We start from the raw sequence: 26,224 nt of genomic DNA, 5'->3' as shown, positions 1-26,224 counted from the left end.
CCGTGCTTTCGTGCGATTCTGCGTCTGCTCGGCGCGAAACAAGCTAGCGCGCGCGTCTGGCCAGCCGTTCGGAGTCCGAGATCAGCACGCTCTTGCCCTCCAGGCGAATCCAGCCGCGGTGGGCGAAGTCGGCCAGCGCCTTATTCACCGTTTCGCGGGAGGCCCCGACCAACTGGGCGATCTCTTCCTGAGTCAGGTCGTGCGTCACCCGCATCGCGCCGCCTTCTTGGGTACCGAAGCGCTGCGCAAGCTGGAGCAGCTGTTTGGCGACCCGACCGGGCACGTCGGTGAAGATGAGGTCGGCGAGGTTGTTGTTGGTGCGGCGCAGCCGGCGGGCCAGCACGCGCAGCAGCTGCTCGGCGATTTCCGGGCGATCGGCGATCCAGGCCCGCAGCGCGTCGCGGTCCATGGACACCGCCCGCACCTCGGTGATGGTCGTCGCGCTCGAGGTGCGCGGGCCTGGGTCGAAGATCGACAGCTCACCGAACATGTCGGACGGACCCATGATGGTCAGCAGGTTTTCCCTGCCGTCGGGTGAGCGGCGGCCGATCTTGACCTTGCCGGAAATGATGATGTAAAGCCGATCACCCGGCTCGCCCTCTGCGAAAACCGTGTGTCCGCGCGGGAAGTCGACGGGCTGCAGTTGCTTGGTCAGCGCGGCGACGGCGCTCGGTTCAACCCCCTGGAAGATTCCGGCCCTCGCCAGGATCTCGTCCACGTTGCCCCTTTTGCTATTCAGATGACTCCGGTAGGAACAGCTGCGCCAGACTCTGCGAGTCCGGCGAGCTGAGTCGAGGAGGTACGTCTTCGACTCAGCATGCCAACGCTACACACGATTGGCATGGTGACGCGGCCCAAATTGCCGATTCGATTGCGAATGCTGATACCGCGGTCCAGAGCGGCCATCCTGATGTGCGCCCGAGACAATGGCGGCCAGCACCGATTGATCGGTGGGCGGGTCGTCGCGGTTGGGTAGGTAGCGCGCCTCGTCGGCGCCGAGGCCGATCCGGCGGTGCATGCAGTCGAGCGCCTCGGGCATTCCTTCCCGGGCCAATGTGCGCATGTCTATGGGCTCGGCCTGCGTAAGAAATTCAGCGACATCAGTTGCGGTGACTGTGTCTTCCTCCAAACCCACTTCGAGGCGGGCAAGCCCGAAAGTTGCCAGCATCAGCAACCCAGGGGTGAATGCAACCAGCAACCAGGACACAAGCAGCAAGTAAACACGGCTAAGGTCTCAGCGGGATCACGAATCAGTACTGTCGTCGAGGTGACAATGGGCAAACCTTCTCGTGCTGCCGCCAAGGGCTCCACCGGCCCGGTCGCAGCAGTTGCCCGCCGCTTCGCATCGGAGACCCGAACCGGCTTGGTTCGTCGGGCCCGCCGAATGAATCGTCAACTGGCGCAAGCGTTTCCCGACGCGCACTGCGAGCTGGATTTCACCACACCGCTGGAGCTGGCGGTGGCGACGATCTTGTCGGCGCAGAGCACGGACAAGCGGGTGAATCTGACCACCCCGGCGCTGTTCGTCCGCTACCGGACCGCTATGGACTATGCGCAGGCCGACCGCGACGAACTCGAAGCAGTTATTCGCCCAACCGGTTTTTTTCACAATAAAGCGACGTCGTTGATCGGCCTCGGTCAAGCGTTGATCGAACGTTTCGAGGGCGAACTTCCGAGCACCATGGAGGAGCTCGTCACGCTGCCCGGCGTGGGTCGTAAGACCGCCAACGTGATCCTGGGCAACGCGTTCGACGTTCCCGGAATTACCGTCGACACCCATTTCGGCCGTCTGGTGCGGCGGTGGCACTGGACGACCGAGGAAGACCCAGTCAAAGTCGAGCGTGCGGTCGGGGAGCTCATCGAACGCAAGGAGTGGACGCTGCTCAGTCACCGGGTGATCTTTCACGGCCGCCGGGTCTGCCATGCCCGCAAGCCCGCCTGTGGGGTGTGCGTGCTGGCCAAGGACTGTCCGTCGTTCGGTACCGGACCCACCGAGCCAGAGATCGCGGCGGCGCTGGTCACCGGCCCGGAGGCGGAGCACCTCCTGGCGATGGCCGGGCTCTAGCAACGGCGCCGGATCCTTTGATCACGCTCAGCACTCGAACCGCCCGCTGGACCCTTGCGGTGCTGGTGATTGCCGCCGTGTTGGTCGCGGCCCTGGTGGTGGCATTCCGCGAGGCTTCCCATCCGTCGACGACCGAGCCGGATTCCGCCCCGACCGGTGCCGCCCGCGAACATCGCGACGCCGACACCGCGGCCGCACTGGCCGGGCCGCGACAGCGGGCCGACCTGGCGCCGTGCCCACGTCCGAGCGGGCAGCCCGGCCCCGTGGCGCTGCGCGGGGTGACCGCCGACTGCGCGGCCGACGGCTCGGTCGTCGACGTCGGGCCGGCCTTGGCCGGGCATCGCGTCGTGCTCGACATGTGGGCGTATTGGTGCGGGCCGTGTGCGGCCGAACTTCCCGCGATGGCGGAGTATCAGCGACGGGTCGGCACCGACGTGATCGTGGTGACCGTGCATCAGGACGAGAACGAGACGGCGGCTCTGCTGCGGCTGGCCGAACTCGGAGTCCGGCTGCCGACGCTGCAGGACGGTGCACGTCGGGTGGCGGCGGCGTTGCACGTGCCCAACGTGATGCCCGCGACGGTCGTGCTGGACTCGGACGGTAGCGTTGCGGGGACGCTGCCCCGCGCTTTCGCGACTGCGGACGAGATAACCGATGCGGTCGGGCGGCTGGATGCACGAAGGGGGCGCCGGTGAGCGGAGGCGGGACTCCCCAGCGTCTGGATCGCTCGGGTGGAACGGATCTGTTGACGCCGGAACTCGGCCCGCCCTGGCTGCGACCGTTGGTCGACAACATCGCCGAAATTCCCGACGCGTACAAGCGACGACTGCCCGCCGACGTGCTGGCCATGGTGACCGCGTCGAAGAAGTTCACGGGCAACAAGGGCCGCGATGCGGCGGTGCTGGTGCTGTTCTCCGGCCCGTCGGCAAACGAGTCTCGGAGCGCCGCACCGGGTTCGCCGCCTGATGACGCCGACCTGCTGCTCATCGTGCGGGCCGCAACGCTGCGCCACCACGCCGGCCAGGCCGCCTTCCCCGGCGGCGCATCCGATCCCGGTGACGACGGGCCGGTGGCCACCGCGCTGCGCGAGGCGCGCGAGGAGACCGGCATCGACACCGCCAAACTGCATCCACTGGTCACGATGGAGCGAACGTTCATCGCGCCGTCGGGTTTTCACGTCGTCCCCGTGCTGGCGTACTCGCCGGATCCGGGGCCGGTGGCCGTGGTGGATCAGGCGGAAACAGCAATAGTGGCCCGAGTTCCGGTCCGGGCCCTCATCAATCCCGCCAACCGGCTGATGGTGTACCGCCGCACCCTCAGCCGCCGCTTCGCCGGGCCGGCATTTCTGTTGAACGAGATGCTGGTCTGGGGTTTCACCGGTCAGGTGATTTCCGCGATGCTGGACGTCGCTGGTTGGGCAAAGCCCTGGGACGCCAGCGATATTCGCGAGCTGGACGAAGCGATGGCACTGGTCGGCGACGAGGAAGATGCCTGATGAGTTCCTCACAATGGTTGGACGTCGCGGTGCTGGCAGTCGCTTTCATCGCGGCGGTCTCGGGTTGGCGTTCAGGCGCGCTCGGATCGCTGCTGTCGTTCGTCGGCGTGCTGCTCGGCGCGATCGCCGGAGTGCTGCTGGCACCGCACCTTGTGGCGCATGTCGCCGCGCCGCGGGCCAAGCTGTTCGCCGCGCTGTTTTTGATCCTGGCGTTGGTCGTGGTCGGCGAGGTCGCTGGTGTGGTGTTGGGGCGCGCGGTCCGCGGTGCGATCCACAGCAATTCGGTCCGGTTCTTCGACTCGCTGGTCGGTGTGGCCGTGCAAATGGTGGTGGTGCTGGTGGCGGCGTGGCTGCTGGCCACCCCGCTGACGTCATCGGCGGGCCAGCCCAGTTTGGCTGCGGCAGTGCGAGGTTCGCGAGTGCTCGGCGAGGTCAACGACTATGCGCCGGAATGGCTCAAGACGGTGCCCAAGCGGTTGTCGGCGTTACTGGACACCTCGGGTCTGCCGCAGGTGCTGGAGCCGTTCAGCCGGACCCCCGTCGTGGCGGTCGCGGCCCCGGACTCCGCACTGTCCAAGAATCCCGTTGTCGCGAACACCGAGCCGAGCGTCGTGAAGATTCGCGCGATCGCGCCGACCTGTTCGAAAGTGTTGGAGGGCAGCGGATTTGTGCTCTCACCCGATCGAGTGATGACCAATGCGCACGTCGTCGCCGGCTCGAACAACGTCACCGTCGAGGCCAGCGGCAATCCCTACGACGCCACCGTGGTGTCCTACGACCCGACCGTCGACATCGCGATCCTTTCGGTTCCACACCTGCCGGCCGGACCGCTGGCGTTCGCCAACTCTCCGGTGACCTCGGGTACCGAAGGCATCGTGATGGGTTATCCGGGTGGCGGCGGATTCATGGCGACGCCGGCCAGGATCCGCGAACTCATCGAATTGAACGGGCCCGACATCTACCGCAAGGCGACGATCGACCGCGAGGTCTACACCGTCAGAGCCAATGTGGAACAAGGCAATTCGGGCGGACCGCTGATCGACCTGGACGGGCAGGTTATCGGGGTCGTGTTCGGTGCTGCGGTTGACGACAACGACACCGGTTTCGTGCTGACGGCCAAAGAAGTCGCCGGGCAGTTGTCGCACATCGGGGACACCACGCCGGTGCCAACCGGTGAATGCGTCAGTTGAGTGGCGAGCGGTAAACCCGGTCGAGGAAGCGCGACAGGTGCGCGTTGACTTCGTCCGGCTTCTCTTCGTGGCTGTAATGCCCTGCGCCGGCGATTGATACGTAGCGGCCGTGCGGTGCGTAGCGCTGCGTTCGTTCGACCGGATCGTCCAGTACATAGGGATCGGTGTCGCCGTGAATGTGCAGCATCGGAATGCCGAACGGCCGATTCATCGATCGCATGAAACGTCGACCCTCGTCGCGCAGCTGACTGCGCACCGCCCAGCGCTGGTATTCCAGCGCGCAGTGCGCGGCCGACCGAATCTGGATGGCCTGACGCAGGTGGCCGATTGACTCAGAAAAATCTTCGGAGGCAAGCCATTTGGCGCCGGCTCGGCTGCGAATCACGCGTTCGAGTTCGCTGCCGTGATGCCGGGTCAGCGCGCGTTCCGGCCAGAACGGCACCTGGTAACGCAGCAGTGATGGCAGCAGCGCCCGGCCCTGGTCGCGGCGGGTCAGCGCCGAGCGGCGCAATGCACCCGGGTGCGGCGAGCTGACCACCGCGATGGCACGCACCTGCCGGGAGTGCAGCACCGAGGTGGCCCAGCAGACCAGGCCACCGTCGGCGTGACCGACCAGCGTCGCCGACGTGTGCCCCAGCGCGCGGATCAGTCCGGCGGTGTCGCCGGCCAACGTCCAGCCGTCATACCCGCGAGGCGGTTTGTCGCTGCCGCCGTAGCCGCGCAGATCCACCGCGACCACGCGCGCACCGGTCAGGCCGCGCAGCTGGTGACGCCACGACCACCAGAACGAGCCGAAGCCGTGCAACATGATGACCAGCGGCAGCGAGGTCGACGGGACGTCCTGCCCATCCGGCGTCGCCTCGACGACATGGAAACGGATGCCGTTGGCGTGCACGTCGAGATGGCGCCATGGACCGTCGATGCGGGTTACCGACGGATCTGGTGGGGCCATTACCAACCCGAGGGATCGGTGGGCGTCCCGCCCGAATTCAGCGCCGGGGCCGAGGGCTTGTCATGACCCGGCGTGAGAGCCGACCGGGTTTCCTTGACCGATTCGATGGTCTGCTGCGGACCGCGGATGCGCCGGACCTTGAGGAAACCGAACAGCGCCAGGACGCCGGTCACCACCACCATGATCCCGAAAACGATCAGGAACGCCGCCCAGCGCCACAACCACGTGTCGAGCAACTCCGCCAGAAAGAAAAACAAAAAGAATGTCGAGTAGAACAGCACCACCAGCGCGGCGATGAAGAAGACGCTACCGGTCAGACCCTTCTTGACATCGCGGGTGATCTCCGCACGGGCCAGTTCGACCTCGGCGCGTACCAGCGTCGACATCTGCGAGGTGGCATCTTTGACCAGCTCGCCGATCGACGGCTCGGCGGACAGCGCGTGGGGATCGGTCAGCGGGATGCTGGTCAGTGTGCTGGGAACGCCATCAGTGCGCTGGTTTCCGTTCTTTCGGTCTGACTTGCTCACAGACGGTCCTTCCGAGCTCGCTCTGGTTGTTCGGCGCACCGTCACAGGACGCGCGGTCGTCGCGGTTCATGTTGCCATGCAGTCCGGCGCCAGACGACGCAAGGCGGTTTGAGGCTGAGCAGTGTGAGGATGGGCGTCGGCAGGCACTGATCACGCTAGACTGGCGCGGCCATTTCTGGGCATGCGTGCATTTTTTGCCGACGGGAGAACCGCGTTGCAGATCTCGAGCCGTCAGCTACTCAGGGGGGCGACGGCCCTGATCATGGCGGGCGGCCTACTCGGTTCGCACAACGCCCCCGCGCGCGCCGACGACCGGATTCCGCTCGGCGGCGGCGCGGGCATCATCGTCAACAACGACGCCCTGTGCACGCTGACCACGATCGGCACCAATCCCAGGGGCGACCTGATCGGTTTCACGTCTGCGCACTGCGGCGGACCGGGCGCGACGGTCGCTGCGGAGGCGGCCAAAGACCGCGGCAACGTCGGAACCATGATCTCCGGCAACGACGGCCTCGACTATGCGGTCATCCAATTTGACAAGGTAAAAGTGTTGCCGCAGGCCAACTTCGGGGGTTTTGCGATCAACGGGATCGGCCCCGACCCGTCGTTCGGACAGGTCGCGTGCAAGCAAGGCCGCACCACCGGCAACTCCTGCGGTGTCACTTGGGGCCCGGGTCAGGATCCGGGCACGATCCTCATGCAGGTGTGCGGACAGCCCGGCGACTCCGGTGCCCCGGTGACGGTCAACGATCAGTTGGTCGGGATGATCCACGGCGCATTCAGCGACAACCTGCCGGTCTGCGTCACCAAGTACATTCCACTTCACACACCGGCGGTGGTGCAGTCGATCAACGCCGACCTGGCCGACCTGCAGGCCAAGAACCGACCCGGCGCCGGGTTCGTTCCGATCCCCGCCTGACTACGGCGACGCGGCTCGAATCGCGTCGAACACGCCCGGGTCGAGCAGCGTCGAGGTGTCGCCGAGGTCGCGTTTCTCGGCGATGTCGCGAAGCAGCCGCCGCATGATCTTGCCGCTGCGGGTCTTCGGCAACTCGGGCACCACGTGCAGTTCCCGCGGCCGCGCGATCGGTGAGATCACCCGTGCCACCTCGGCGCGCAACTCGTCGATGATCTCCGCGCCGGTCGTCTCCGCGTGGTCGGCCTGCAGCACGACAAATGCGCAGATCGCCTGGCCGGTGGTCTCGTCGGTGGCCCCGACGACCGCCGCCTCGGCCACCCCGGAGTGGCCGACCAGTGCCGACTCCACCTCTGCGGTGGAGATGCGGTGTCCCGACACGTTCATCACGTCGTCGATGCGGCCCAGGATCCAGATCGCGCCGTCGGTGTCGTAGCGCGCTCCGTCGCCGGCGAAATACCAGCCCTGCTCGGCGAACTTCGACCAGTACGTCTCTCGGAAGCGGTCGTCGTCACCCCAGATGCCGCGCAGCATCGACGGCCAGGGCTGATCGAGGACGAGGTACCCGCTGGTGTGCTCTCCCGCATCGGACGACGGCGGGGTGAGCTGATTGCCGTCGTCGTCGACGATCTTCGCTGAGATGCCGGGTAGCGGTCTCATCGCCGAACCCGGTTTGGCCGACGCGACGCCGGGTAGCGGAGAAATCATCGCCGCGCCGGTTTCGGTCTGCCACCAGGTGTCCACGATCGGGATGCTGTCGCGGCCGATGACCCTGCGGTACCAGCGCCAGGCCTCCGGGTTGATCGGCTCGCCAACCGTGCCGAGCAGTCGCAGGCTGGACAGGTCATGCGCGTCGGGGATGTCGCGGCCCCACTTCATGAACGTCCGGATCATCGTAGGCGCGGTGTAATAGATTGTCACGCCGTACTTTTCGATGATCTGGAAATGTCGGTGCTGGTCGGGGGTGTCCGGTGTGCCTTCGTAGATGATCTGAGTGACACCGTTGGACAGCGGCCCGTAGACGCTGTAGGTGTGCCCGGTGACCCAGCCGATGTCGGCGGTGCACCAGAACACGTCGGTGTCCGGCTTGATGTCGAAGACGTTGTGGTGTGTGTACGACGCCTGAGTGAGGTAGCCGCCGCTGGTGTGCACGATGCCTTTGGGCTTGCCGGTGGTTCCCGAGGTGTACAGCAGGAACAGCGGGTGCTCGGCGTCGAACGCCTCGGCCTGGTGCTCGGGCGATGCCGAGTCGACGACGTCGTGCCACCACACGTCGCGGCCCTCGTTCCACGCGATGTCGACCCCGGTGCGCTTGACCACCAAGACGTGTTCGATCGAATCGGCTTCGGCGACAGCCTGATCGGCCGCCTCCTTCAGCGGCGCCGGCGTGCCGCGGCGGAACTGCCCGTCGGCGGTGATCAAGAGTTTGGCCTTGGCGTCGTCGATGCGGGCGCCGAGCGCGGTGGCGGTGAACCCGGCGAACACCACGCTGTGCAGCACGCCCAGGCGCGCGCAGGCCAAGATCGCCACGATCGCCTCCGGGATCATCGGCAGATAGATCGCGACGCGGTCACCGGCCACCAGACCCAGATCCGTCAGCGCGTTGGCGGCTTTGCTCACCTCGGCTAGAAGTTCGCTGTAGGTCAGGGTGCGGTCTTCGCCGATCCGCTCACCCTCCCAGCGGAAGGCGACCCGACCACCGTTGCCGGCCTCGACGTGGCGGTCCACACAGTTGTAGGTGACATTTAGTTTGCCGTCAGTGAACCATTTGGCAAACGGCCGCTCAGACCAGTCCAGCACCTCGGAAAACGGTGTGTCCCAAGACAGTCGGTTGGCCTGCTCGGCCCAGAACGCCAGTCGGTCCTGTTCGGCCTGTTGATACAGGTCATCGCGGGCATTGGCCTGCGCGACGAACTCTTTCGACGGTGGATATGACGGGGCCTGGGTCTGCGTCTCGGTCACCGGCAAGAGCGTAGTCGCGTCCGGCTACCTTGTGAGCGGCTGTAGGCAATACAGTCGCGCGGGATCTTGGTAAGCGATCTCCTTCGTTCCGCCGGGCATGACTCAGCGTCCGAACCGCCGATGCTGCCCTCGGCAACCTCGGTGACCCTACGCCTGAGAATCTATTGCGGATCGGAGGAAGACGGATTGCATCTATTTCGCGTTCTTGCGGCAACGGCGATACTTGCCGCGGTCTCGCTGACGGGCTGCGGCGGGGGCAACGTCCGCACCGACGTGGTGATCGTCAATGCGGGTGAGCCGCAGAACCCGCTGATCCCGACGAACACCAATGACTCCAACGGCGGCCGGATCATCGACCGGCTATTCGCCGGCCTGATGTCCTACGACGTCCACGGCGCACCCACGCTGGAAGTCGCCCGGTCGGTCGAGACCACCGACGATGTCAACTACCGGATCACCCTGAAACCGGGTTGGACATTCAGCGACGGCTCGCCGGTCACCGCGCACTCCTTCGTCGACGCCTGGAACTACGGCGCCCTGGCGGCCAATGCTCAACTGCAGCAGAGCTTCTTCGCCCCGATCGCCGGCTTCGACGAGGTGGCCGCGTTGAAACCGACCGCGACCACGATGTCGGGGCTGCAGGTGATTGACGACCACGAATTCATCGTGCGGCTCAAGGGGCCGACGATCGATTTCGCTCTACGGCTTGGGTTTTCGCCGTTCTACCCGCTGCCCGACGCTGCACTGAAGGACATGGCGACGTTCGGCCAGCATCCCATCGGCAACGGCCCGTACCGACTTGCCGATGAGCCGGGCAACCCGGCCTGGCAGCACAACGTCAAGCTCGACCTGGTGACCGACCCCGGCTACCACGGCAACCGGATGCCGATGAACAAGGGCCTGCGGTTCGTTTTCTACGCCAACCTCGACACCGCCTACTCGGACCTGCTGTCGAGTAATCTCGATGTGCTGGACACCCTTCCGCCCAGCGTGCTGCCCATCTACCGCCGAGACCTCGGCGACCGAGCGGTGACCGCGCCCGCCGCGGCCAATCAGAGCCTGGACACGCCGCTGCGACTGCCGCACTTCTCCGGCGAGGAAGGCCGACTGCGTCGCCTCGCCCTCTCCGCGGCGGTCAACCGGGACCAGATCTGCCGCAAGATCTTCTCCGGCGCACGCACGCCGGCCCGTGACTTCACCGCCAGCTCGCTGCCCGGATTCAACCCCCGTATCGATGGCAACGATGCGCTGAACTTCAACCCGGACCGGGCGCGGGCTTTGTGGTCGCAGGCCGACGCCATCGCGAAATGGTCCGGCCGCTATGCGATTTCCTACAACGCCGACGGCTCGCATCAGGAATGGGTGGACGCGGTGGCCAACAGCATCAAGAACACGCTTGGCATCGACGCCGTCGGCACGCCACAGCCCACTTTCGCCGGGTTCCGGACCCAGATCACCAGCCACACGATCAGCACCGCGTTCCGCGCCGGGTGGCAGGGTGACTTCCCGTCGATGCTGGAATTCCTGGAACCGCTGTTCGTCAGCCGCGCCGGCGCGAACGACGTCGGTTACTCCAACCCCCGATTCGACGCCGCGGTCGCTGCCGCCGAGGCCGCACCGGACCTATCGCAATCCTTCACGCTGGCCAACGATGCCCAGCGAATCCTGTTGCAGGACATGCCCGTCGTCCCGCTGTGGTACACCGTCGCCGTCGCGGGACGGTCTCCCGCGGTCAGCGATGTGGTGCTGACCTGGAACGGGCTACCCGACTACGAACGCATCGTGAAGGCCTGACATGGGGTGGTACATCGCTCGACGCGTGGCGGCCATGGTCCCCGTCTTCCTCGGTGCGACGTTGCTGATCTACGGCATGGTGTTCCTGCTGCCCGGCGACCCGATCGCGGCGCTGGGCGGTGATCGCCCGCTGAGCCCGGCGGTCGCCGCCCAGTTACGTGCGCAGTACCACCTCGACGACCCGTTCTGGTTGCAGTACCTGCAATACCTGGGCGGCGTCCTGCGCGGCGACCTCGGTCACGCTTACTCGGGTCTACCCGTGAGTACCGTTCTGGCGCAGGCATTTCCGGTCACGTTCAAGCTGGCGTTGGTGGCGCTGACGGTGGAGGCGGTGTTCGGCATCGGATTCGGGGTGATTGCCGGGCTGCGCCAGGGCGGGGTTTTCGACGGCGGCCTGTTGATCGTCAGCCTGGTCATCATCGCGGTGCCGATCTTCGTGCTGGGCTTCCTTGCGCAATTCGTGTTCGGGGTTCGGCTGGGCCTGGCCGCGGTGACGGTGGGCGATCAGCCGACGTTCGCGCGGCTGTTGCTTCCCGGAATCGTGCTGGGCGCCGTGTCGTTCGCCTACGTGGTGCGGCTGACCCGGTCGGCGGTCGCCGACAACGCGCATGCCGACTACGTGCGCACCGCGACCGCGAAAGGACTGTCCCGCCCGCGCGTGGTCGTCGTGCACATTCTGCGCAATTCGCTGATCCCGGTGGTGACCTTCCTGGGCGCTGACCTCGGCGCGCTGATGGGCGGAGCGATCGTCACCGAAGGCATCTTCAACATCCACGGTGTCGGCGGCGTGCTCTACCAGGCCGTCACCCGTCAAGAGGCGCCGACCGTCGTGTCGATCGTGACGGTTCTCGTCGTCGTCTACCTCGTCACCAACCTGGCCGTCGACCTGTTGTACGCGGCGTTGGACCCCAGGATTCGCTATGGCTGAAATGTTTGGCGGCAGCGAATTTTGGCGTGATTCCTGGCGCGCGCTGTGCCGCCGTCCGCAGTTCGTCATCAGCGCGGTGCTGATCGGCTTCGTCGTCGTCGTCGCGGTGTTCCCGTCGTTGTTCACCGCGGCCGATCCCGGCTACGCCAACCCAGACCAGAGCCTGCTCGGGCCGTCAGCGGCACACTGGTTCGGCACCGACCTGCAGGGCCACGACATCTATACCCGCACCATTTACGGCGCACGTGCCTCGATCACAGTCGGCCTCGGCGCCACCGTGCTGGTGTTCGTCGTCGGGGGAGCGCTCGGGGCGCTGGCCGGCTTCTACGGCGGCTGGCTCGACGCGATCGTCTCCCGCGTCGCCGATGTGTTCTTCGCTATCCCGTTACTGCTGGCCGCAATTGTGCTGATGCAGGTCATGCACCACCGCACGGTGTGGACGGTGATCGCGATCCTCGCGCTGTTCGGCTGGCCGCAGATCGCCCGGATAACCCGCGGCGCGGTGCTCGCGGTCCGCGGCAACGATTACGTACTGGCAGCGAAAGCCCTCGGGCTGAACAGGTTCGGCATCCTGCTGCGGCATGTGCTGCCCAATGCGATCGGCCCGGTGATCGCGGTGTCCACCATAGCGCTCGGCTTGTTCATCGTCACCGAGGCCACCCTGTCCTATCTCGGGGTCGGGTTGCCGCCGTCGGTGGTGTCGTGGGGCGGTGACATCAACGTCGACCAGATCCGGCTGCGCGCCGGCTCGCCGATCTTGTTCTATCCCGCTGGTGCACTGGCGATCACCGTGCTGGCGTTCATGATCATGGGCGACGTGCTGCGCGACACTCTGGACCCGTCGTCGCGGGCAGGGCGCCGATGAGCGCTCCGCTGCTGAGCGTCACCGGACTCGAGGTCCGCTTCGGCGACGCCGACCCGGCGGTTCGCGGCGTGGACCTCGAGGTGCGCGCGGGCCAGACCGTGGCGATCGTCGGCGAGTCGGGGTCGGGCAAGTCGACCACCGCGGCGGCGATTCTCGGGTTGCTGCCGCCCGGCGGGCGCGTCACCGCGGGCCGCATCGAGTTCGAAGGTGTCGACCTCGGCGCGGCTACCCGTCGACAGCTGCGTGCTGTGCGGGGCAGCGGGATCGGCTACGTGCCGCAGGATCCGATGACGAACTTGAACCCGGTATGGCGGGTCGGCTTTCAAGTACGAGAAGCCCTGCGTGCCAACAATATCGATCGCCAGGCAGCCCAGCTGCTTGCCGACGCAGGTTTGCCCGAGCCGGGCATGCGGGCCCGGCAGTATCCGCATCAGCTGTCCGGCGGCATGTGTCAACGCGCGCTGATCGCCATCGGGCTGGCCGGCCGGCCCCGGCTACTGATCGCCGACGAGCCGACGTCAGCGCTGGACGTCACGGTGCAGCGCCGCGTGCTCGATCATCTGCAGCAACTCGCCGGTGAACTGGGCACCGCGGTGTTGCTGATCACCCACGACCTGGCGCTGGCCGCCGAACGGGCCGCACAGCTGGTCGTGATGAACCAGGGCCAGGTGGTGGAAACCGGCACAGCACAATTGATTCTGCGCGATCCACAGCATCCCTATACACAACGTCTGGTGGCAGCGGCGCCCTCGCTGCGTGCTGCTCCCATGGCACGCAGCGTCACGCCCAAGGACTCGGCGGACATGATCGTTGTCACCGGGCTGACCAAGAGCTACCGGTCTTCGCGGGGTGCGCCGTGGCGGACATCCGCGGTGCGCGCCGTCGACGATGTCTCGTTCCGGCTGCGCCGCGGCACCACGCTGGCGGTGGCCGGCGAATCCGGATCCGGGAAATCCACCCTGGCCCGGATGGTGCTCGGTCTGCTGCAACCCAGCTCGGGCACAGTGGTTTTCGACGGAACCGACGTGTCCGACGCCGCATCACTGAGCCCGCGGGAAACGCTGGCGTTTCGCCGCAGAATTCAACCGGTGTTCCAGAACCCCTACGGCAGTTTGGATCCGATGTACTCGGTGTCCCAGATCATCGAGGAGCCGCTGCGGATCCATCGGATCGGTGATCGCCGTCAACGCCGACAGAGTGTCCGTGAACTGGCCGAGCAGGTCGCGCTTCCGTCGTCGCTGCTGAACCGGCGTCCGCGAGAGTTGTCTGGGGGGCAACGCCAGCGGGTGGCGGTCGCGCGGGCCTTGGCGCTGCGGCCCGAGGTGGTGGTCTGCGACGAGGCCGTCTCGGCGCTCGACGTCGTGGTGCAGGCGCAGATCCTGGAACTGCTGGCCGAACTGCAGGCGGCGCTGGGCCTGACGTATCTGTTCATCAGCCACGACCTGGCGGTGATCCGGCAAATCGCCGACGAGGTGATGGTGATGGAAGCGGGCCGGGTGGTCGAAAACGCGGCCACCGAGGAGGTGTTCGCCCGGCCACAGCACGAATACACCCGGCAGCTACTGGCCGCGGTTCCCGGAGCGGGCGCTGGCTACGCTGGCAAGCCGTGAGCCGCGCCGACGACGATGCAGAGCGTAGCGATGAGGAGGAGTGGCGCCGTGAGCCCGCCGACGACGATGCAGAGCGTAGCGATGAGGAGGAGTGGCGCCGTGAGAACTGATCCGCTTGCTCCGCTGATGGAGTTGCCCGGTGTCGCGGCTGCGAGCGAGCAGGCGCGGGAGGCGCTCGGCCGGGCGCATCGGCACCGTGCCAACCTGCGACGCTGGCCGGTGACCGCCGCCGAGGCCGCGCTGCGGTCGGCCAGAGCGTCGGCGGTGCTGGACGGCGGTGGCCGCAAACTCGACGACCCGCTCGAGGTGTCTGCCATCAGCGACCCGGTTTTTGCCGGAGCACTTCGTGTCGCGCAGGCGCTGGAGGGCGGCGAGACCAACCTGGTCGGGGTGTGGCAGCGCGCGCCGCTGCAGGCCCTGGCCCGATTGCACATGCTGGCCGCGGCTGACCGCGTCGACGAGAGTCGGCTGGGCCGGCCACGTCTGGAACCTGATGTCGGACCGCGTCTAGAGCTGCTCGCCCACATCGTCTCCGGCGGTACGAAGGCGCCGGCGCCGGTGATCGCCGCCGTCGCACACGGCGAGCTGCTGACGCTGGCGCCCTTCGGCACCGCGGATGGAGTGGTGGCGCGCGCGGTGTCACGCTTGGTCACGATCGCCACCGGGCTCGACCCGCACGGGCTGGGGGTGCCGGAGGTCGGCTGGATGCGTCGCGCCGCCGACTACCGCGAGGCGACGGCCGGGTTCGCGTCCGGCACGGCGGAGGGTATGGCCAGCTGGCTGGTGTTGTCATGCCGCGCTATGCGCACCGGCGCGCAGGAGGCGTTGGCGATTGCTGAGACGCTGACCGAGCAAGGCGATCACGGGCACCAGAATTGATAAAGCGGGCGGCGTACCGAAGGATTTCGGCTCGCCGCCCGCTAGCACGGATCTCGGTTACCATGCGTGCACCTGTGGGTTGCGTGGGATGGCCTCGGCGATCTTGCGAGACTTCCGGTTGCAGCCCCACCCAAAGGGCCGTCGACGCCGTTCGCTCTTCGCAATTACGCAGGCCCGCAACACTTCTGCCATTATCGCGGCTATGACTCCGCGTGGGTGCCGGGAACCGTGCTCGGTTGCCCTGTTCGGGAGATCGATCCTTCTCTTCCGGATTGACCTTGGCCTCACCGGGCTTCCGTAAATCCTTTGTACTCCGTGACTCGGGTCACATCAAGGGTCAATTGTCGGGAAATATCCAAAGCGATGCCGGGCCGTGACACAAAAAGTTTGCTGGGCGCCGTTACAGCGAGAACCGGCGCAGCAGCGAGTAGGTCAGCGCGCCGGCGGCCAGGGCGCTGAGCCCGACCGCGGCGGTGGTGGCGACCGCAGCTCCCGACGGAGCCGGGATTCGGTCACGCAACGACACCGGGCGGGAAAACTCCAGCACCGGCCAATCCCTGGCGGTGGCTTCGCGGCGCAGCGCGCGATCCGGGTTGACCACGCTCGGATGCCCGACGACCTCGAGCATCGGCATGTCGGTGATCGAGTCGGAATAGGCGTAGCAGTGCTCGAGTGGATAGCCCTCGCGCGCGGCCAACTCACGGATGGCTTGCACTTTGCCTTCGCCGAAACAGTAGAACCCGATCTCGCCGGTGTACTTGCCGTCCTCGACGACCATCCGGGTCGCCATCGCGTGAGTGGCTCCCAGTGCGCGGGCGATCGGCGCCACCAGTTCCTCGCCGGATGCCGACACCACCACGACATCACGCCCGCACAGTTTGTGGCTGGCGATCAGGTCGGCGGCCTCGGCGAACACCAGCGGCGTGACGATGTCGTGCAAGGTCTCGTTGACGATCGTCTTGATCTGCTCGACATCCCACCCGCTGCACATGTTGGTCAGATGAATGCGCATCCGATCCATCTGGTCGTGGTCGGCGCCGGAGAGGAGGAACAAGAACTGAGCGTAGCTCGACTTGAGGACGGCCCGACGATTGATCAAGCCCTGCGCGAAGAACGGTTTGCTGAACGCCAGCGTGCTGGATTTGGCGATGATCGTCTTGTCGAGATCGAAAAAGGCCGCCGTGCGCGGAGTCGGACCGGTGGGCGTCGACGAAGTTTGCTGGTCAGCGGCCGAGTCTGAGACGGTCACCGCCCCAGCATAGGGCGGCGCGCCGGCAAATCGCGATGCTGTTGACAAAGGTGCCGGTCAGACGCTGTTTTGACGATCTCGACGTTTTTTAGACGCATGGTGCAGCTACTTAAAGGAGTTACTTATTTCCGGCCGGCAACCCTTGCGCTGCGCAACACTGTCATGTGTATAGTAAGCATCACTCGGCTTAGCCGAGGGTGTATCAGCCCGACCCCCCGGGGCTGAAACACGACGACCCTCGCCTCCTCCCCCCCTGGCGGGGGTCGTCCCTTTTGTCGGGCAAATTCTTCGCCCAGACGTCCGCAGAATTTGTGCACAGCTGGGATGCTGTGCACAAATTCTGCTGCGCGACTACCGGTGCGTACCCGGTCGCGGCACGGTGGGCCGATGTCGATCACCGATGCGCGTGGAGTGCTGGCCGTGCTTGCCGATCATGCACTGCGCGACGAGCTGGATCGGGTCGCCGCAGCCGTCGGCGTGCGAGTTGTCCACTCCGCCGGTGCCGTGCCAGTCAGCAGAAAGGCGTGGTCGGCGGCAGCGGGGGTTGTGCTCGACGAGGCGGCCGCGCTGGCCTGCGCGCTCAGCGGTTTGCCGCGCCGCGCGCACGTGATCGTGGTCAGCGGGGAGGATCCGCCACCGGCAACCTGGGCCGCGGCGATCGATGTGGGTGCCGGACACGTGCTGAGCCTGCCTGTGCACGAACATGATCTGGTCCGCGCACTTGCCGAGGCCGCTGAATCAGTCCGCGACAACGGGGCGCGCGGCGCGGTGGTGGCGGTGATCGGCGGATGCGGCGGTGCGGGCGCGTCGATCTTTGCGGGCGCGCTGGCGCAGGCGGCGAACGATGCGATGCTGGTCGACCTGGATCCCTGGGCCGGCGGGATCGATCTACTGGTCGGCGCGGAGACCACGCCCGGCGTGCGGTGGCCTGACCTTGCGCTGCAAGGAGGCCGGCTGACCTGGTCGGCGGTGCGCGATGCGCTACCCCGCCACCGCGGCGTCAGTCTGCTGTCGGGTACCCGGCGCGGTTACGAGATAGACGGCGGCGCAGTGCAAGCCGTGCTCGACGCCGGCCGTCGCGGTGGAGCTACGGTGGTGTGCGACCTTGCCCGCCGGATGACCGATGCGGTTGAAACCGCCTTGGACGCAGCTGATCTCGTGATCGTGACATGCCCGTGTGATGTGCGGTCCTGTGCGGCGACCGCGACGCTCGTTCCGGCGTTGACCGCGATCAATCCCAGCATCGGGCTGGTGGTGCGGGGTCCGGCGCCGGGCGGACTGCAGGCCGAGGAACTGGCCACGATCGCGGGAGTGCCACTGCTGGCGTCGATGAAGCCGCAGCCACGCTTGGCTAAGCAGCTCGAGCACGGTGGCCTGCGGTCGGGCCGGCGCTCGGCACTGGCCGCGGCCGCCCACCGTGTACTCGCCGTACTGACGCAGGATCCGGCGATGCAGATCGATCGCGGGGCGGCATGAGCGGCACCTTGATCGATCGGGTGCGGGAGCGCCTGGCGACCGAATCCGCTCCGCTTCGCCCCCAGCTGGTGGCCGACGCGATCAGGGCCGAGTCCGGCGGAGTGCTCGGTGACACCGAGCTGCTGAGCAATCTCCGGATACTGCAAACCGAGCTGACCGGCGCCGGAATCCTGGAACCCTTGTTGTGTGCCGACGGCACCACCGACGTGCTGGTCACCGCTCCCGACGCGGTGTGGATCGACGACGGGAAAGGGTTGCGGCGCACTGATGTTCGTTTCGTCGATGAAGCCGCGGTACGGCGATTGGCGCAGCGGCTGGCCTTGACAGCCGGCCGGCGCCTCGACGATGCGCAGCCATGGGTGGACGGGCAATTGACCGGGATGGGCAGCGGTGGGTCGGCTGTTCGGCTGCACGCCGTCTTGCCGCCGATCGCGGTGAGTGGGACCTGCCTGTCGTTGCGGGTACTGCGGCCGGCAACTCAGGACCTCGCCGCGCTGATCGCGGCCGGGGCCATCGCGCCCACGGCGGCGGAATTGATCGACGACGTCATTGCGGCCAGGTTGGCGTTCTTGGTGTCAGGCGGAACCGGCGCGGGCAAGACGACGCTGCTGTCGGCGATGCTGAACGCGGTGACTCCCGACGAGCGGATCGTGTGCGTCGAGGATGCCGCCGAATTGGCCCCACCGCATCCGCATCTGGTGCGGCTCGTGGCCCGGTGCGCCAACGTCGAAGGCGTCGGCGAGGTCACCGTGCGTCAGCTCGTGCGGCAGGCCTTACGGATGCGCCCGGACCGTATCGTGGTCGGCGAGGTCCGGGGCGGCGAGGTGGTCGACTTGCTGGCCGCGCTGAACACCGGACACGACGGCGGTGCCGGCACGGTCCACGCCAACAACCCCGCCGAAGTCCCGGCCCGTCTGGAGGCACTCGGTGCCCTCGGCGGCCTGGATTGTGCTGCGCTGCACAGCCAATTGGCCGCAGCAATACAAGTGTTGCTGCACGTGTCCCGTGATCGCGATGGGCGGCGGCGTCTCGACGAGATTGCCGTCCTGCGCCGCACTGGCGAGCGGGTCCGAGCGTTCACCGTATGGCAGGCCGAGCGCGGACTCACCGACGAGATCATCGACTTCCGTCGATTGCTGCGCGGTCGGATGCCGTTGTGACGTGGCTCGCCGCGATGACGTTGGCCGCTGCGTTACTGGTGTACCCGTCGTCGCCTCGCCAGCGACTGGCCCGCCACGGCCGTACCCGACGCGGTCCGACACCGCGGGCCGCGGGCTGGGTGACGGTGTGTGCGCTGACCGTAGGTGTCGTATTGCTGCCATTGACAACTGTTTTGGCGGTCGGTGTGCTTGCCGGGACGATGACGTTGCGCTTTCGGCGTCGACGACGTAGCGATCGCGGATCCGGTGAGAGCCGGGAGTTGGAGACGGCGATCGATGTGCTGGTGGGTGAACTACGGGTGGGAGCCCATCCGGCGGCCGCCTTCGCTGCGGCGGCGCAAGAGACAGCCGGACCGGTAGCCGCGGCCTGCCGAGCGGTGGCGGCGCGCGCCCGACTGGGGGCCGATGTCGCCGCGGGCTTGCGTGGCGTCGGTGAAACCTCAGTGTTGCAAGCACATTGGGAACGACTCGCCGTGTGCTGGCAACTGGCCGCCGATCACGGCCTGGCCATGTCGGTGTTGATGCACGCCGCGCGGCGCGATATCGTTGAGCGACAGCGTTTCTCGGGCCAGGTGCAGTCGGCGATGGCGGGCGCTCGGGCAACTGCGGCGGTCCTTGCCAGCCTCCCGGTGCTGTCGGTGGTGATGGGTCAGTTGATCGGGGCGCGCCCGATCACGTTTTTGCTCGGCGGACGGCTGGGCGGGTGCCTGCTGGTCGTCGGGCTGACGTTGGTCTGTGGTGGGCTGCTGTGGTCGGACCGCATCACCGATCAGGCAGTGGCACTGTGATTGGCACTGTTGCAATGCTTTTGGCGGCCGCCGTGCTGTGCAGCGCCGGACCGTCAGCCGTTCGATCCCGCGCCGAGATGCCACGCGGCCGGCCGCGGGCGACGGCGAAGAGGCCGACCGGGCCGGATCCACTGGCCGTCGCGTCGAGTCTGGATGTGCTGGCAGTCTGCCTATCAGCGGGGATGGCGGTGTCGACGGCTGCAGCGGCGACGGCCCGATCCGCGCCTCCGCTTCTGGCGCAGATACTCTGCCGCGCAGCCGATCTGCTGGCGTTGGGTGCCGACCCGGCCGTCGCGTGGTCCGCGGCGCCCGGCCCCGCCGACCCGCAGATCGACGCCGTACTGAGGCTGGCTCGCCGGTCCTCGGCGTCGGGTGTGGCGCTGGCCGATGCGGTGTCAGGGCTCGCCACGCAGTGCCGGCAGGACGCCACGCATGCGGCCGCCGCGACGGCTGAGCGTGCCGGCGTGCTGATCGCCGGCCCGCTGGGACTCTGCTTCCTTCCAGCATTCGTCTGCCTCGGCATCGTCCCGGTCATCGCCGGGCTGGCCGGCGACTTCCTGCAGTCGGGTTTGTTATGACGTGTCCGGTTCAGAAAAAAGAAGAGGAGCAACATGTTTCACGAATTGAAAACACGCCTGACGCTGTTGGTGGTCGACGAGTCGGGGATGTCGACTGTGGAATACGCCATCGGAACCATTGCCGCGGCGGCGTTCGCGGCGATCCTCTACACCGTCGTGACCGGCGACTCGATCGTCTCGGCATTGACGAACATCATCGCCCGCGCCCTCAACACCAAGGCCTAGCCGACGATGCCGGGACCACTACCGTCGAGGCGGCGCTAGGTGTGGCCACACTGGTCACCGTGTTGGTGCTGTGTCTGGCTGGCATCACCGCGATGTCGATGCACCTCCGCTGCATCGACGCGGCGCGCGAGGCCGCCCGGTTGGCGGCCCGCGGTGATGAGCGCTCGGCGGTCGCTGCCGCCCGCGGCGTCGCCCCGGCCGGCGCCGGCGTGCAACTGCGCCGAGACGGTGAGTTCGTGGTCGCGACCGTCACCACTCGTTCGAATCTGCTCCCCGTGCTGCGTATTTCGGCAACCGGAATCGCCGCGGTCGAACCTCGGTGACGAGCGAGGCTCGGTCACCGTGGTCGCGGCGGCGATGGTCGCTGTGTTACTGACCGTCACCGGCGGTGTGGCGTACCTGGGTGCCGCGGTGGTGGCGAGACATCGGGCGCAGTCCGCCGCTGATTTGGCCGCGCTGGCCGCTGCGGCGCGGGTGCCTGCCGGAGCCGAGTCAGCGTGCGCGCAGGCCGTCGAGGTAGCCCGCGCGATGCGGGCCGGCACCAGCGGCTGCGTGGTCGACGACTTGGATGTGGTGGTCACCGTCGAAATGGGCGCCCCGGGTGGTCGATGGGGCACCGCACGGGCCGCCGCCCGCGCCGGCCCGGTCTAGTCCGCCAAGTCGGCCGCGGCGAGCTCCGACTCGGTGGGCAGCCGCACCGAGACCAGGCCGGCAAACGCGTCGTCGTCGAGCTCCACCCGGTTGACCGTCACGTGCACCGGCACCCACCCGCCGTTGTGAGCCGGCAGCCGCAGCACCGCGCACGCGGCACCGTCGGCGAACTCGGTGCGCATCGCGGCTCTCTTCGCCTCGTCGTCGGGGTGTATCCGCGGGCTGTCGGCGGCGATGCGGCGCCAGTCATAGAACGGGCACGGCGCGTCGAGCCATTTCAGCAGCACCCAGCTGTGCGGGTCGAACAACGCCCGGTACACCCCGGGCTGAGCCAGTCCGCGCAAGATCTGCTGGGCAAGCCGGTCCGACCCGGTCGGCTGATCAGCGGGCTCGGCGCGCCAATTCATGCCGCGGGCGACCATGTGCTCGCGGCCGTCCGCGCCCTCTTCGAGTCCGTTGCGCACCACGAAGCTCACCCGAATCGCGTTGCCCTGCCAGTCCCGGCCGTCCCAGGTGTCGCACATCGTGTGGCCCGGTTCGAACCTGACCGCCGCCGCCAGCGCCATGCCCTCATTGGGCTTGAGTTCGCCCGAGGGCCAGCACTCCGCGAACGCCCGCTCCTCGGGCTCCTCCATCTCGACGTTGCCGCCCGTGTTGAGCAGCGATTGCGCGGTATCGGTCGCCACCCCGCTGGTCACATCCCATTTCAATGGGCCCGGAATCGGGCGCTCGGGTGGCTCCTCGGCGGGAGGCCCACTCCAGACATGCACGCCGTGAACGCGACCGTCGGACATCAACACCGGCTCGGTCCGGATCACGCGGGCTTTCTTGGGCGTGATGCTGACCAGACCTTTGCTGGTCTGCACCGACTCGGCGATGGCGGATTGGATGGCCGCGCGACCGGCGGTGCGCTTCAAATACTTGGTTAGTGGAATCAGGTCCTGCAGGTGACGGCCCACTGCTACCACGGCCGGTTCTCTGCCGAGCGTCTCCACCAGCAGCCAGTCGTCGGTCATAGCTCAGTAGTTTAGCCGCGTGGCTTCGGATAACCCGTTGCGTCACTGCCGAATCCGTGCGTCTTTCACTGTGACCAAGCTGAGGGTCTTAAGAGTGTGCGCGTCCAAGTTGCACAGCGCGCAAGGGGCAGCTATTTTGCCGCCGCGTTAAGCACAGTCCGGACGGCTCACGCCGTCTGCGTTCGGTCCCCCAGTGCGGTGAGCACCAAGCGCAACACCTTGACGGCTCCGCCTTTGTCGAGCGGGTCGTTGCCGTTGCCGCACTTCGGCGATTGCACGCACGACGGGCAGCCCGAAGCGCATTCGCATGCCTCGATCGCCGCGAGCGTGGCGCCCAGCCACGTGTCCGCCCGGCGGAACCCCTGCTCAGCAAAGCCCGCTCCGCCCGGATAGCCGTCGTAGACGAAGACGCTTGGCAGACCGTCGGATTCGGGGCCGACGGCGGTGGACAACCCGCCGATGTCGCCGCGGTCACAACTGGCCACCAGTGGTAGTAGACCGATAGCGGCATGCTCCGCTGCGTGCAGCGACCCGGGTACCTGGAGCGGGTCGATATCGTTGTCGTCCAACGCTTCTGGAGTGACTGTGTACATCACCGCCATAGTGTCCAGGGTGTACGGTGGCAGTGCCAGCTCGACGAAGTCGATCACCTCACCGTTGAGTCGACGGCGCAGATAGCCCACGATCTGCTTGGTCACGCTGACCGGAACCAGGCCAAGGGTGACCGGCCCGAACGTCCGGCGTTCGCCGGGTCCGGTGACCTCGATGTCGGTGAGTTCACGCGCGAACGTCGCGTATCCGGGGTCCTCGGCATGGACGAAGGCCATGCCATCGTCCAAGTCCAGCGAGTCGACCAGATAGCTCTCACCCCGATGCAGGTACACCGCCCCCGGATGCACCGATGCGGCGGCCTGACCCGCGCCGGCTGTCCCCAGCAGGCGTCCGGTGTCCGCTTCGACAATCACGACTTGACCGCCCGTCGGGCCCCGAATGTCCGTTGCTGGATGGGGATCCACGCCCGGCGCCGGGTAGTACTTGCCGGATCGCCGTCGCAGCAGACCGTCGTCGACCAAGGCGTTGGCGACATCTTCGGCGCCCAGCGAACGCACCTCGGCGTCGTCGATCGGTAATTCCGCTGCAGCGCAGAGCAACTGCGGGCCAAGAATGTAGGGGTTGGCCGGGTCGATTACCACCCGCTCGATTGGGCTGTCCAGCAAAGCGGAGGGGTTGTGCACTAGATAGGTGTCCAGCGGATCGTCGCGGGCCACCAGCACCACGAGCGCGCCCTGCCCGCGCCGGCCGGATCGGCCGGCCTGCTGCCAGAACGAGGTGACCGTTCCGGGAAAACCGGCCAGCACCACCGCATCCAGCCCGGCGATATCGATTCCGAGTTCCAGCGCGTTGGTGGTGGCCAGGCCACGCAACTGCCCATCGAGCAGTGCTTGCTCGAGCGCGTTGCGGTCCTCGGGCAGATAGCCCGCGCGATACGACGCCACCGACTCGGTCAATTGGGGAGCGATGTCTTCCAGTCGTGCGCGTGTTGCCAGCGCGGTCAATTCGGCACCGCGGCGCGACCGGACGAAGGTCAGTGTGCGGGCTCCCTCGGCGACCAGGTCGGCCATCAGGCGCGCCGCCTCGCTACCGGCGGATCGCCGTACCGGCGCGCCGTTTTCACCCGTCAGATCGGTGCGCAGCGCGGGCTCCCACAGCGCTACCGTCCGAGCGCCTTGCGGTGAGCCGTCTTCGGTGACCTCCTCGACGGGTTGGCCGATGAGATCGGTGGCGGTCGCACCAGGAGCCGACGTCGTCGCGCTGGCGAAGATCACCGTCGGGAGCGCGGCCGGGTCGGCGGAGTATCGCGCACATAACCGCAACAGACGTCGCAGCACCATCGCCACATTCGAGCCGAAAACGCCGCGGTAGTAATGGCATTCGTCCACCACCACGAATCGGAGGTTGCGCAGGAACATGGCCCAGCGGGCGTGGTTGCGCAGCAGCGCCAGGTGGACCATGTCGGGGTTGGAGAACACCCAGCGGGAGCGCTCGCGGGCCAACCGGCGTATCTCGCCTGCGCTGTCGCCGTCGTATGCCGTTGGAGCGACATCGGCCAGCCGAGTGACGGCGGCGCACAGTGAGTGAGCAGCCCGCAGTTGGTCGTGGCCAAGGGCTTTCGTCGGCGAGATGTACAGCGCGCGGGCCCGCGGATCGGCCGCCAGCGCAGTGAGGATGGGGAGTTGGTAAGCCAGCGATTTCCCGGAGGCGGTGCCAGTACTGATGACGACGTGACGGCCGGCGTGGGCCAAATCCGCGGCCTGAACCTGGTGTGCCCACAGCGAACTGACGCCGCGGTCGGTGAATGCCCGCAGCACATCGGGTTCGACCCATGTCGGCCAAGGCTGTTGGCGACCATGCCGTGCCGGCAGTTCGGCGACATGACGTAACGGATGCTCACCCGCCTCGGTGCCGGCGACCGCGGCGGCGAGCAACTCGCTGCCGAACGTCACCACCATGTAGTGCCTCCTGATTCGAGGTCAGCGCCGAAAACCCGACCGATTGTCCCGCTGCGACCGGGCGTTTCGGGTCCGCATCCGAACTGTTTACCTCCCGGTAGCTCAATTCGTCCTCTGAGGCTGTCGCAGACGCGATGAACGTGATTGACTGTCTGCGGTCGCAGCTTCTGTGTTCGTGTCAAACTTTCGCAGGATCGACGTTGCGGTCGCGGTTCCTGCGAGGTTGTAGGTCGGGTGAAGTTCCGGCGACTCAGCAAGGTTAAGCGGTCGGAACGGGCCCGGAGTATCGAGGTGATGCTCCGCACCCGAGTAGTAAAGGAAACATCAAGAAATGCCACAGGGAACTGTGAAGTGGTTCAACGCGGAAAAGGGATTCGGCTTCATCGCACCCGAAGACGGTTCGGCCGACGTGTTCGTCCACTACACGGAGATCCAGGGAAGCGGCTTCCGCACCCTCGAGGAGAACCAGCGAGTCGAGTTCGAGGTCGGACAGAGCCCCAAGGGTCCTCAGGCCACCGGCGTCCGCGCCGTCTGAGCTATTAGCAACGACACCCCCCGCACCGTTCCCATCACCGGGTTCGGACGGGGGGTTTTCGTTGTCGACACCTGCGCACGCCGTGCCTTGCGTCGCGGCCCGGGATTGATGGACCGACTCGCCCCCTCGCCGCTTCGCGCGGCTGGGAGGTGCCCCCACCTCCCGCCGCGTTGCGGCGCGCATCGTCGTCGGTCGGACGCCTACTGTCGGTGACGTGAGCCAGCTGTCGTTCTTCTCGGCAGAGTCGGTGCCCCCTGCGGTCACCGACCTGACCGGGGTGCTCGCGGCCGCCGGGCAGATCTTGACGGTCGGCAGTGGGGCCCGGCTGTCCGTGGTCGTCGATCAGGACTGGCGCGCGCAGGCGCTGGGCCAGATGATCGACGAGGCCGGATTGACCGCTGAGATCACTCAGACGGACGAACACACACCGCTGGTGCGCACGACAGTAGACGCCCGGCTGCTGGTGATGGCCGGCGAATGGACCCGCGGTGCGGTGAAGACCCTGCCGCCGCTGTGGTTGCCCGGGCCTCGGGAATTGCGCGCGTGGGCACTGGCTGCCGGCAGCCCGGACGCCGACCGCTACCTGTTAGGACTGGACCCGCACGCGCCGGACACCCACTCGCCGCTGGCGTCGGCGCTGATGCGCGTCGGGATCGCTCCGACCCTGATCGGCACCCGCGGGGCCCGGCCCGCGCTGCGAATCAGTGGTCGGCGGAGGCTATCGCGCCTGGTAGAGAACGTAGGAGACCCTCCCGACTTCGGCGGAGCGCTGCCATTCTGGCCGCACGTCTAGCTGATCGAGGGCGGCGTCAAAAAGGGTTCGGCACGGGGGGTCGGTTTGCGTCGGCCCATC

27 protein-coding genes are annotated in these 26,224 nt (G+C 67.1%); 19 read left to right on the top strand and 8 right to left on the bottom strand.

Going from position 1 to position 26,224, the window contains the following annotated elements; genetic code table 11:
* Nucleotides 1-43: 43 nt before the first annotated feature.
* A complete protein-coding gene (gene crp / locus ACQY5A_RS06420) occupies nt 44-718 on the bottom strand; it encodes a cAMP-activated global transcriptional regulator CRP (RefSeq protein WP_023368605.1) in 675 nt (224 codons plus the stop codon).
* A 108-nt stretch (nt 719-826) separates the two neighbouring features.
* Complete coding sequence (locus ACQY5A_RS06415) at nt 827-1,168, bottom strand: hypothetical protein (protein ID WP_428339924.1); 342 nt, start codon at nt 1,166-1,168, stop codon at nt 827-829.
* 216 nt (nt 1,169-1,384) lie between these two features.
* On the opposite strand from ACQY5A_RS06415, the gene nth reads away from it, so the two are divergent.
* Genes nth through marP form a run of 4 tightly spaced genes read left to right on the top strand, consistent with a single transcriptional unit; the run spans nt 1,385 to nt 4,750 of the window.
* On the top strand, nt 1,385-2,065 hold the full coding sequence (gene nth, locus ACQY5A_RS06410; protein ID WP_428339923.1) for an endonuclease III: 681 nt from the start codon (nt 1,385-1,387) through the stop codon (nt 2,063-2,065).
* Between the two features lie 17 nt (nt 2,066-2,082).
* Nucleotides 2,083-2,760, top strand: coding sequence for a TlpA family protein disulfide reductase (locus ACQY5A_RS06405; RefSeq protein ID WP_428339551.1), 678 nt, complete (start codon nt 2,083-2,085; stop codon nt 2,758-2,760).
* Nucleotides 2,757-3,560 carry an NUDIX hydrolase gene (locus tag ACQY5A_RS06400; protein WP_428339550.1) on the top strand — a complete coding sequence of 268 codons (804 nt, stop codon included), beginning with the start codon at nt 2,757-2,759 and terminating at the stop codon, nt 3,558-3,560. The genes ACQY5A_RS06405 and ACQY5A_RS06400 overlap by 4 nt, the downstream gene beginning before the upstream one ends.
* Entirely contained in the window at nt 3,560-4,750 is a 1,191-nt protein-coding gene (gene marP / locus ACQY5A_RS06395; RefSeq protein WP_428339549.1) for an acid resistance serine protease MarP, read from the top strand. Before ACQY5A_RS06400 ends, marP begins: the two co-directional genes overlap by 1 nt.
* Here marP and ACQY5A_RS06390 read toward each other — a convergent pair.
* Together ACQY5A_RS06390 and ACQY5A_RS06385 are read right to left on the bottom strand one after the other, a co-directional pair.
* Complete coding sequence (locus tag ACQY5A_RS06390) at nt 4,743-5,702, bottom strand: alpha/beta fold hydrolase (protein ID WP_428339548.1); 960 nt, start codon at nt 5,700-5,702, stop codon at nt 4,743-4,745. The two genes, marP and ACQY5A_RS06390, sit on opposite strands and share 8 nt — an antisense overlap.
* Complete coding sequence (locus tag ACQY5A_RS06385) at nt 5,702-6,229, bottom strand: phage holin family protein (protein ID WP_428339547.1); 528 nt, start codon at nt 6,227-6,229, stop codon at nt 5,702-5,704. Before ACQY5A_RS06385 ends, ACQY5A_RS06390 begins: the two co-directional genes overlap by 1 nt.
* A 262-nt stretch (nt 6,230-6,491) precedes the next feature.
* On the opposite strand from ACQY5A_RS06385, the gene ACQY5A_RS06380 reads away from it, so the two are divergent.
* On the top strand, nt 6,492-7,148 hold the full coding sequence (locus ACQY5A_RS06380; protein WP_428339922.1) for a serine protease: 657 nt from the start codon (nt 6,492-6,494) through the stop codon (nt 7,146-7,148).
* Here the strand turns inward: ACQY5A_RS06380 and acs are convergent, their stop codons facing one another.
* A complete protein-coding gene (gene acs, locus ACQY5A_RS06375) occupies nt 7,149-9,107 on the bottom strand; it encodes an acetate--CoA ligase (RefSeq protein WP_428339546.1) in 1,959 nt (652 codons plus the stop codon).
* Nucleotides 9,108-9,293: 186 nt separating this feature from the next.
* On the opposite strand from acs, the gene ACQY5A_RS06370 reads away from it, so the two are divergent.
* The 5 genes from ACQY5A_RS06370 (at nt 9,294) to ACQY5A_RS06350 (ending at nt 15,183) form a co-directional block, all read left to right on the top strand.
* Nucleotides 9,294-10,901: a peptide ABC transporter substrate-binding protein gene (locus ACQY5A_RS06370; RefSeq protein ID WP_428339545.1), complete on the top strand. Its 1,608-nt coding sequence runs from the start codon at nt 9,294-9,296 to the stop codon at nt 10,899-10,901.
* Nucleotide 10,902: 1 nt separating this feature from the next.
* Nucleotides 10,903-11,829, top strand: a complete 927-nt coding sequence (locus ACQY5A_RS06365) for an ABC transporter permease (RefSeq protein WP_428339544.1) — start codon at nt 10,903-10,905, stop codon at nt 11,827-11,829.
* The gene (locus ACQY5A_RS06360; protein WP_428339543.1) at nt 11,822-12,694 is read left to right on the top strand and encodes an ABC transporter permease; all 873 of its coding nucleotides are present in this window, start codon (nt 11,822-11,824) and stop codon (nt 12,692-12,694) included. The genes ACQY5A_RS06365 and ACQY5A_RS06360 overlap by 8 nt, the downstream gene beginning before the upstream one ends.
* Nucleotides 12,691-14,304 (top strand): dipeptide ABC transporter ATP-binding protein, encoded by a 1,614-nt coding sequence (locus tag ACQY5A_RS06355; RefSeq protein WP_428339542.1) that lies wholly within the window; start codon nt 12,691-12,693, stop codon nt 14,302-14,304. Before ACQY5A_RS06360 ends, ACQY5A_RS06355 begins: the two co-directional genes overlap by 4 nt.
* 99 nt (nt 14,305-14,403) lie before the next feature.
* The gene (locus ACQY5A_RS06350; RefSeq protein WP_428339541.1) at nt 14,404-15,183 is read left to right on the top strand and encodes an oxidoreductase; all 780 of its coding nucleotides are present in this window, start codon (nt 14,404-14,406) and stop codon (nt 15,181-15,183) included.
* 400 nt (nt 15,184-15,583) lie between these two features.
* On the opposite strand, the gene ACQY5A_RS06345 is transcribed toward ACQY5A_RS06350, so the two are convergent.
* The gene (locus ACQY5A_RS06345) at nt 15,584-16,432 is read right to left on the bottom strand and encodes an HAD-IB family hydrolase (RefSeq protein WP_428339540.1); all 849 of its coding nucleotides are present in this window, start codon (nt 16,430-16,432) and stop codon (nt 15,584-15,586) included.
* Nucleotides 16,433-16,819: 387 nt separating this feature from the next.
* Between ACQY5A_RS06345 and ssd the strand changes: the two genes are divergently transcribed.
* Genes ssd through ACQY5A_RS06310 form a run of 7 tightly spaced genes read left to right on the top strand, consistent with a single transcriptional unit; the run spans nt 16,820 to nt 21,310 of the window.
* On the top strand, nt 16,820-17,908 hold the full coding sequence (ssd, locus tag ACQY5A_RS06340) for a septum site-determining protein Ssd (RefSeq protein ID WP_428339539.1): 1,089 nt from the start codon (nt 16,820-16,822) through the stop codon (nt 17,906-17,908).
* Entirely contained in the window at nt 17,905-19,068 is a 1,164-nt protein-coding gene (locus ACQY5A_RS06335; RefSeq protein ID WP_428339538.1) for a TadA family conjugal transfer-associated ATPase, read from the top strand. The genes ssd and ACQY5A_RS06335 overlap by 4 nt, the downstream gene beginning before the upstream one ends.
* Before the next feature lie 14 nt (nt 19,069-19,082).
* Nucleotides 19,083-19,856 carry a type II secretion system F family protein gene (locus ACQY5A_RS06330; protein WP_428339921.1) on the top strand — a complete coding sequence of 258 codons (774 nt, stop codon included), beginning with the start codon at nt 19,083-19,085 and terminating at the stop codon, nt 19,854-19,856.
* Nucleotides 19,856-20,434: a type II secretion system F family protein gene (locus ACQY5A_RS06325; RefSeq protein WP_428339920.1), complete on the top strand. Its 579-nt coding sequence runs from the start codon at nt 19,856-19,858 to the stop codon at nt 20,432-20,434. Before ACQY5A_RS06330 ends, ACQY5A_RS06325 begins: the two co-directional genes overlap by 1 nt.
* Before the next feature lie 33 nt (nt 20,435-20,467).
* Nucleotides 20,468-20,659: a DUF4244 domain-containing protein gene (locus ACQY5A_RS06320; protein ID WP_428339537.1), complete on the top strand. Its 192-nt coding sequence runs from the start codon at nt 20,468-20,470 to the stop codon at nt 20,657-20,659.
* Nucleotides 20,660-20,700: 41 nt separating this feature from the next.
* Nucleotides 20,701-20,982 (top strand): TadE family type IV pilus minor pilin, encoded by a 282-nt coding sequence (locus ACQY5A_RS06315; RefSeq protein ID WP_428339536.1) that lies wholly within the window; start codon nt 20,701-20,703, stop codon nt 20,980-20,982.
* 34 nt (nt 20,983-21,016) lie between these two features.
* Complete coding sequence (locus tag ACQY5A_RS06310) at nt 21,017-21,310, top strand: Rv3654c family TadE-like protein (RefSeq protein ID WP_428339535.1); 294 nt, start codon at nt 21,017-21,019, stop codon at nt 21,308-21,310.
* Here ACQY5A_RS06310 and ACQY5A_RS06305 read toward each other — a convergent pair.
* Nucleotides 21,307-22,326 carry a PAS domain-containing protein gene (locus ACQY5A_RS06305; RefSeq protein WP_428339534.1) on the bottom strand — a complete coding sequence of 340 codons (1,020 nt, stop codon included), beginning with the start codon at nt 22,324-22,326 and terminating at the stop codon, nt 21,307-21,309. The two genes, ACQY5A_RS06310 and ACQY5A_RS06305, sit on opposite strands and share 4 nt — an antisense overlap.
* A gap of 167 nt (nt 22,327-22,493) precedes the next feature.
* Nucleotides 22,494-24,833, bottom strand: coding sequence for a DEAD/DEAH box helicase (locus ACQY5A_RS06300; protein ID WP_428339919.1), 2,340 nt, complete (start codon nt 24,831-24,833; stop codon nt 22,494-22,496).
* 334 nt (nt 24,834-25,167) lie between these two features.
* Between ACQY5A_RS06300 and ACQY5A_RS06295 the strand changes: the two genes are divergently transcribed.
* Complete coding sequence (locus tag ACQY5A_RS06295) at nt 25,168-25,371, top strand: cold-shock protein (protein ID WP_005138711.1); 204 nt, start codon at nt 25,168-25,170, stop codon at nt 25,369-25,371.
* 214 nt (nt 25,372-25,585) lie between these two features.
* Nucleotides 25,586-26,164, top strand: coding sequence for a hypothetical protein (locus tag ACQY5A_RS06290; RefSeq protein WP_428339533.1), 579 nt, complete (start codon nt 25,586-25,588; stop codon nt 26,162-26,164).
* Nucleotides 26,165-26,224 lie beyond the last annotated feature (60 nt).

The sequence above is a fragment of the Mycobacterium sp. genome, assembly GCF_965277065.1.
Lineage (GTDB): Bacteria > Actinomycetota > Actinomycetes > Mycobacteriales > Mycobacteriaceae > Mycobacterium.
This window is presented reverse-complemented; position numbering and strand designations above follow the sequence as displayed.

Bases quoted from the DNA above. Each gene is read 5' to 3' on its own strand.
- ACQY5A_RS06415 (WP_428339924.1), bottom strand. From the start codon at position 1,168: ATGCTGGCAACTTTCGGGCTTGCCCGCCTCGAAGTGGGTTTGGAGGAA.
- nth (WP_428339923.1), top strand. From the start codon at position 1,385: ATGAATCGTCAACTGGCGCAAGCGTTTCCCGACGCGCACTGCGAGCTG.
- marP (WP_428339549.1), top strand. From the start codon at position 3,560: ATGAGTTCCTCACAATGGTTGGACGTCGCGGTGCTGGCAGTCGCTTTC.
- ACQY5A_RS06390 (WP_428339548.1), bottom strand. From the start codon at position 5,702: ATGGCCCCACCAGATCCGTCGGTAACCCGCATCGACGGTCCATGGCGC.
- ACQY5A_RS06380 (WP_428339922.1), top strand. From the start codon at position 6,492: ATGGCGGGCGGCCTACTCGGTTCGCACAACGCCCCCGCGCGCGCCGAC.
- ACQY5A_RS06365 (WP_428339544.1), top strand. From the start codon at position 10,903: ATGGGGTGGTACATCGCTCGACGCGTGGCGGCCATGGTCCCCGTCTTC.
- ACQY5A_RS06360 (WP_428339543.1), top strand. From the start codon at position 11,822: ATGGCTGAAATGTTTGGCGGCAGCGAATTTTGGCGTGATTCCTGGCGC.
- ACQY5A_RS06355 (WP_428339542.1), top strand. From the start codon at position 12,691: ATGAGCGCTCCGCTGCTGAGCGTCACCGGACTCGAGGTCCGCTTCGGC.
- ssd (WP_428339539.1), top strand. From the start codon at position 16,820: ATGTCGATCACCGATGCGCGTGGAGTGCTGGCCGTGCTTGCCGATCAT.
- ACQY5A_RS06335 (WP_428339538.1), top strand. From the start codon at position 17,905: ATGAGCGGCACCTTGATCGATCGGGTGCGGGAGCGCCTGGCGACCGAA.
- ACQY5A_RS06330 (WP_428339921.1), top strand. From the start codon at position 19,083: ATGACGTTGGCCGCTGCGTTACTGGTGTACCCGTCGTCGCCTCGCCAG.
- ACQY5A_RS06320 (WP_428339537.1), top strand. From the start codon at position 20,468: ATGTTTCACGAATTGAAAACACGCCTGACGCTGTTGGTGGTCGACGAG.
- ACQY5A_RS06310 (WP_428339535.1), top strand. From the start codon at position 21,017: ATGGTCGCTGTGTTACTGACCGTCACCGGCGGTGTGGCGTACCTGGGT.
- ACQY5A_RS06305 (WP_428339534.1), bottom strand. From the start codon at position 22,326: ATGACCGACGACTGGCTGCTGGTGGAGACGCTCGGCAGAGAACCGGCC.
- ACQY5A_RS06295 (WP_005138711.1), top strand. From the start codon at position 25,168: ATGCCACAGGGAACTGTGAAGTGGTTCAACGCGGAAAAGGGATTCGGC.